General features: G+C 68.2%; 5 protein-coding genes and 1 pseudogene. 5 read left to right on the top strand and 1 reads right to left on the bottom strand.

Annotated features, from left to right (window positions below):
- The 5 genes and pseudogenes from FVW27_RS06755 to FVW27_RS06775 all read left to right on the top strand — a co-directional run.
- The coding region (locus tag FVW27_RS06755) for a hypothetical protein (RefSeq protein WP_167123804.1) at positions 1-420 on the top strand (420 nt) is incomplete at its 5' end.
- A 5-nt stretch (positions 421-425) separates the two neighbouring features.
- Positions 426-1,343: a universal stress protein gene (locus tag FVW27_RS06760; protein ID WP_015946179.1), complete on the top strand. Its 918-nt coding sequence runs from the start codon at positions 426-428 to the stop codon at positions 1,341-1,343.
- A gap of 115 nt (positions 1,344-1,458) precedes the next feature.
- Positions 1,459-1,707 (top strand): annotated as a pseudogene (locus FVW27_RS20880) (response regulator); the annotation flags it as partial.
- A 300-nt stretch (positions 1,708-2,007) separates the two neighbouring features.
- Positions 2,008-2,403 carry a DVU0259 family response regulator domain-containing protein gene (gene divK, locus FVW27_RS06770; protein WP_167123807.1) on the top strand — a complete coding sequence of 132 codons (396 nt, stop codon included), beginning with the start codon at positions 2,008-2,010 and terminating at the stop codon, positions 2,401-2,403.
- A 383-nt stretch (positions 2,404-2,786) separates the two neighbouring features.
- Entirely contained in the window at positions 2,787-4,844 is a 2,058-nt protein-coding gene (locus FVW27_RS06775; RefSeq protein WP_167123806.1) for a hybrid sensor histidine kinase/response regulator, read from the top strand.
- Here the strand turns inward: FVW27_RS06775 and FVW27_RS06780 are convergent.
- Positions 4,841-5,486: ATP-binding protein (locus FVW27_RS06780; RefSeq protein ID WP_208294669.1), on the bottom strand; the 646-nt coding region annotated here is incomplete at its 5' end. The two genes, FVW27_RS06775 and FVW27_RS06780, sit on opposite strands and share 4 nt — an antisense overlap.

A 5,486-nucleotide genomic window follows, 5' to 3' on the forward strand; every position in this document is an offset into this window, starting at 1 on the left:
GCCGAACTGCAACGTCTTGGCCCGTTCCTGCCCGCCGCCGTGGCCGATGCGGCCCGCTGCCCCGCCGAGGGCTGCCGGGCCGATGGGCTGACCGGCCTTGCCCTGCGCAAGACGGTGGATCTCATCGGCTACCCCGGTGGCCCGCGCGCGGAAATCTACCTTTCGCTGCGGGCGCTGGCGCCAGGGGCAAACAGCCCCTGCGGCAGGGATGGCGAAACGGAACACGAAATCAGGTTCATCCCGCTCGATGCCCTTCTGGACCTGCCGCTCTCGCTGGGCGGCCTGCGACACGTGGTTTTCGGGGACAGGACGCGGGTGCTCGACTGCGAGACCACCTTCACCCTGTTCGAAGTCATCGAGGGCCTCGCGTGGGAGCTCGGCTTCCAGGGCGGCGCCCGACACTGTAGCCTACGGAGGTAAACGCCATGTTCGGAAAGATCCTCTTTGCAACGTCAGCCTCTCCGGCATGTGACAACGCGGCCAAGGTGGCCTTCGAACTGGCGCGGCGCAATGAAGCGCGCCTGTACGTCTTCCATGTGCTGGGGGTGCCCACGCGCGGCTTCGGCCAGTACGTGCGCGACCTGAAGTCGGGCGAGGAAGAAGTGGCCGACGCGGACTACCGCGAATGGGTCACCGAAGAACTGAAGCATGTCTACGAGGCCCAGTTCAAGGAATTTGGCCCGCCCAATGCCGCGCTGCAACTGGCCGTCGGGGTTCCGCACACCGAAATCCTGCGCTTCGCCCGACAGGAAGGGGTGGACCTGATCGTCATGGGTGCGCACGGGCGCGACGAGGACGCCGCCGCCTCGCGGGTGCGCTCCATCATCGGCAACACCATGCAGAAGGTGTCCAAGTCCGCCCGGTGCCCGGTGCTGATCGTCAACCGGCCCTGCAACACCTGCTGGCACATGTTCTCCAACATCGTGTTCAGCACCGACTTCTCCAAGCCCGCCGACGCGGCCTTCCAGTTCGCCTACAGGACCGCGCGCGAGGTGGGCGCCAAGCTGTACCTGTTCCACGCCTGCGACCTTGGCGGCTCGGGGCTGTACCCCAGCCAGGCCGAAATCGAACGGCAGCTGGAACGGGCGCGCAAGCAGATGCAGGACAGGTACGTGAGCAAGATGACCGACTACGACAACTACCAGGTGGAAATCTGGGAAGGCACGCCCTACGTGGAAATCCTGAAGTACGCCCGCGACCGCAAGGCGGACCTCATCGTCATGGCCCACCATGCCAGGGAAGTGCCCGCCGAGGACGCGGAAATCGGTTCCACCGTGGAACAGGTGGTGCTGCGCTCCGCCTGTCCGGTGGCCAGTGTGACCCACGAGGAGCGGGTTGCCTGACGCCCGCCAGCGGGCTGACGGCAGGAAGATGACGGCACGGGGCGGCGGCGACGCTGCCCCGCCAGCCGGGGCGTAACCGGTTCACGACGAGCGACGACAGAACACGGGGCACGACATGGCGCTGGTGCTGGTGGTGGACGACGACCTGTCGTTCCGGTTCTTCCTGAAGGCCCTGTTCGAAACCGACGGGCACGAGGCAGTGGCCGCCCGCAACGGCGCGGAAGGGTTGGAGACGGCCCGCAAGCGCCGCCCCGACCTGGTGGTGCTGGACGTGATGATGCCGGGCGGCGGGGGCCTGCCCATGTACCGCGCCATGCAGGCCGACCCCGCCCTGCGTTCCGTCCCGGTGATCATGCTGTCCGGCGTGGGCGGGGCCACCTTTGCGCACGGGCTGTCCATGTGCCAGGCTGCGGACGGGGACGGGAACACGGAGGTGAACGAGCCGTTCGCTTATGTGGAAAAGCCCCCCAGGCCCGAAAGGCTGCTGGAACTGGCCCACCGGGCGCTGAACGGAACGGGAAACGGATCGGCAAGAATGGCAGGTCAGCCCGAAAGGGCGGAACAGGATGGAACCGGGTCGCCCCCGGACGGAATATCCCGGAAGACAGGGCAGGCAACGGCGTCACCGCGCGCCGCCACGCACGACGCCAAGGAGAATGAGCGCATGCCGTACAAGATACTGGTCGTGGACGACGACCCTTACATCGTGAAGTACATGGTGGATATCCTTTCCGACAACGGGTACGCCACCTGCTCCGCTTCGGACGGCAGCGAGGCGCTGGAAGTGCTGCAGCGCGAGCGGCCCGACCTCGTGACGCTGGACCTGGAAATGCCCAACGAGTGGGGCCCGCGCTTCTACCGCAAGATGACCAAGGAAGACGCCTTCCGTGACACCCCGGTCATCGTCATCAGCGGGCTGTCGGGCATCCATCTGGCCATCCGCAACGCCGTGGCGTCGTTGAAGAAACCCTTCGACCCCAACCGCCTGTTGGAAATCATCCGCGACACGCTGGAAAAGCGCGGGGAACTGGCGGCGGAAGCGCCAGTGACTCACCAGTAGCGCGGCAGTAGCGCCTCGCGCGACGGGGATCAGGCGGCGGCAGGTCGTCGATGGCAGGCCTTGCGGCCTGTTTCGGCGGCGCATGCCGCCCGCCGGGCCATGCATGCGCCTGTTGCCGACATGCCGCGCACACGCCACGTACCGCCGGGGCGGGCAATGCCCTCCCCGGCGGCCCGTCCTTGTTCTTTTTTGCACAGCATGAAACAATACACTATCGGCGGTCCGCGCGCCGCGCCCGCCCCGTGCCGCCTGCGGCACGGCAAAGTCCGGAGGGCGACTATATTCGGGGTCTCCCCCCTCTTTCCCGATGGCCGCGTCCGGGCACGCACACACGACGCAGGGACAGTGCCCCCGACCGTGAACCGGATTCCGAGGAGCCGCGCATGGGCGCATCGATCCTGCTGGTGGACGACGAGGAAGGCATCCGCACCGTGCTCGGCATCTCGCTTGCCGACGCGGGCTACGACGTGACCACCGCCGCCAGCGGCGAAGAAGCCCTTGCCCGCTTTGCCGCGCACAGGCCCGACATCGTGCTCACCGACATCAAGATGCCCGGCCTGTCCGGGCTGGACCTGCTGGAGCGCCTGAAGGCCGCCGACCCGGAGGTGGAGGTCATCATGCTGACCGGCCACGGCGACATGGACCTGGCCATCCAGAGCCTGAAGCGCGACGCCACAGACTTTCTCACCAAGCCCGTCAACGACGACATGCTGGAAGTGGCCCTGCGTCGCGCCGAGGAACGCATATCCATGCGCCAGCGCCTGCGCGGGTACACCGAAAACCTGGAACAGATGGTGCGCGACCAGTCGGCCCGGCTGGTGGAGGCGGAACGCCAGCTGGCCGCGTTGCAGGTCATGGACGGCATCGCCAGCGGCATCCGTTCGCTGTGCAGCGCGCTGGACGACGGCGGGCTGTTCAACGAGCTGCCCTGCTTCGTGGCCGTACACAACGCCGACCTCGAGATCGTCTCCACCAACCAGCTGTACAAGGAACGCCTGGGGCACCGCATCGGCAGCCGCAGCTGGGAGGCCTACGCCGGGCGCGGCCCCGGCGACCGGCTGTGCCCGGTGATGCGTGTGCTGGAGACGGGCGAGGGGTTCCGCTCCAACGAGGTGCTGCTGGGCAGGAACGGGCAGGAAATCCCGGTCATCGTGAACACCGCGCCCATCTACGGCAACGACGGCGAGGTGGAGCTGGTGCTGGAGCTTTCGGTGGACGTCTCCGAGGTGCGCCGCCTGCGCGAAGACCTGCGCCTGACCCGCGAACGGTTCCGCCAGTTGTTCGACGAATCGCCCTGCTACGTGGCCGTCATGGACCGCGACTTCGGCGTGGTGGAGGCCAACCGCAGATACCGCGAGGATTTCGGCGACCCCACGGGCCGCCGCTGCCACGACGCCTTTGCCCACCGCCTGGCCCCCTGCTCCGGCTGCCCCGCCGGGCGCACCTTTGACGACGGGCGACCCCATCAGGCGGAAACCGTGGTCACCGCGCGCGACGGGCGGCAGGTGAACGTGCTGGTGTGGACGGCCCCCCTGCGCGACGCAGAGGGCGCCATCACCGAGGTCATGGAGATGTCCACGGACATCACCGAACTGCGCCGCCTGCAGGACCGGCTTTCGCAACTGGGGCTGCTGCTGGGCTCCACGGCGCACGGCATCAAGGGGCTGCTCACCGCGCTGGACGGCGGGGTGTACCGCCTGGGCAGCGGCATCGCGCGCGGCGACGCGGCGCGGGTGCAGGACAGCCACCAGGACATCCGCCATCTGGTGGACCGGCTGCGCAAGATGGTGCTGGACCTTCTGTACTACGCCAAGAACCGCGAACTGAACTGGGAAGTGGTGGTCACCCGCGCCTTTGCCGAGGAAACGGCCATGCTGGTAGAGGCCAAGGCCACGGAACGCGGGGTGCGCTTTGTGCGGGATTTTGCGGGAACGCGGGCCGAGGAAAGCGCCGAAACGGCGACGGACGCCGGAGAGACCACGGGCACGGCTCAGACCGGATCAGCGGCAAGCGGCGGTACCGCCGACCTCGGCACCTTCGAGGCGGACACCGGGGCGCTGTCGTCCGCGCTGGTGAACCTGCTGGAAAACGGGGTGGAAGCCTGCGCGGCAGACACCCGCAAGCAGGACCATGCAGTCACCTTCCGGGTGCGCGGCACGCCGGACGAGGTGACCTTCACCATCATCGACAACGGCACCGGCATGGACCGCGAGACCCGGGAAAAGCTGTTCACCCTGTTCTTCTCGTCCAAGGGCACCGCCGGGACGGGCATCGGCCTGTTCGTGGCCAGCCAGGTGGTGCGGCAGCACGGCGGGCACATTGCGGTGACATCCGAACCCGGCGAGGGTAGCACCTTCACCGTGTCGCTGCCGCGCCGCCTGCCGGAGGCGGTACGGCGTGGGGATGGGACGGGGGAGGAACGAACGGAAAACGACGGCTAACCTGCCCGCACCCGAAGCACCGCCCGCACGCCGTGCCCCTGTAATGCGGGGCCAAGCTCCAGTTCGCCGCCCATTTCGCGGGCCAGCTTGCGCGTGGCCATGAGGCCCACGCCGCTGCCGCCCGGCTTGGCGGAAACGAAGGCGGCAAAGCCGTCCGCCCCAGAATTGTCCGCCTGCCCCTGCCCAATCTGCCCAATCTGCTTGATCTGTTCCGGCAAACCGGGGCCAGTGTCCTCCACCACGTATTCGATGCCGGTTACGCTGGTCTCCCCAGCCTTCCCGGTGGATGCCGCGTCCGCGTCCTCAGCGTCGGCCAACGCCACCCGGCGGCTGCGCAGGACCACCCGGCGGGATTCATCAGGGTCACCCCCGCCTGCCTCCGGCCCGCCAGCATCCATCCGGGCCGCGACAGTCGTTGGGGCACTGGCCGGGCCACCGGCCAACGCACCCGTCCCGCCATCATCCTCGAACGCCTCGATGGCGTTCACCGCCAGATCCATCAGGCAGCGGTGCACCGCGTCCGGGTCCAGCATGACCGGTTCCGGTCCGGCCCCGGCCTGCACAGCCAACGTCACCCCTGCCGCCGCCGCGCGCGGGGTCAGCAGGCGAACCACATCGCGCAGGGGGCCGTCCGGGTCGCAC

Source organism: Nitratidesulfovibrio liaohensis (genome assembly GCF_011682075.1).
Lineage (GTDB): Bacteria > Desulfobacterota > Desulfovibrionia > Desulfovibrionales > Desulfovibrionaceae > Cupidesulfovibrio > Cupidesulfovibrio liaohensis.

What these genes read in the sequence shown, in the direction of transcription:
- FVW27_RS06760 (WP_015946179.1), top strand. Translation starts at nt 426, where the DNA reads ATGTTCGGAAAGATCCTCTTTGCAACGTCAGCCTCTCCGGCATGTGAC.
- divK (WP_167123807.1), top strand. Translation starts at nt 2,008, where the DNA reads ATGCCGTACAAGATACTGGTCGTGGACGACGACCCTTACATCGTGAAG.
- FVW27_RS06775 (WP_167123806.1), top strand. Translation starts at nt 2,787, where the DNA reads ATGGGCGCATCGATCCTGCTGGTGGACGACGAGGAAGGCATCCGCACC.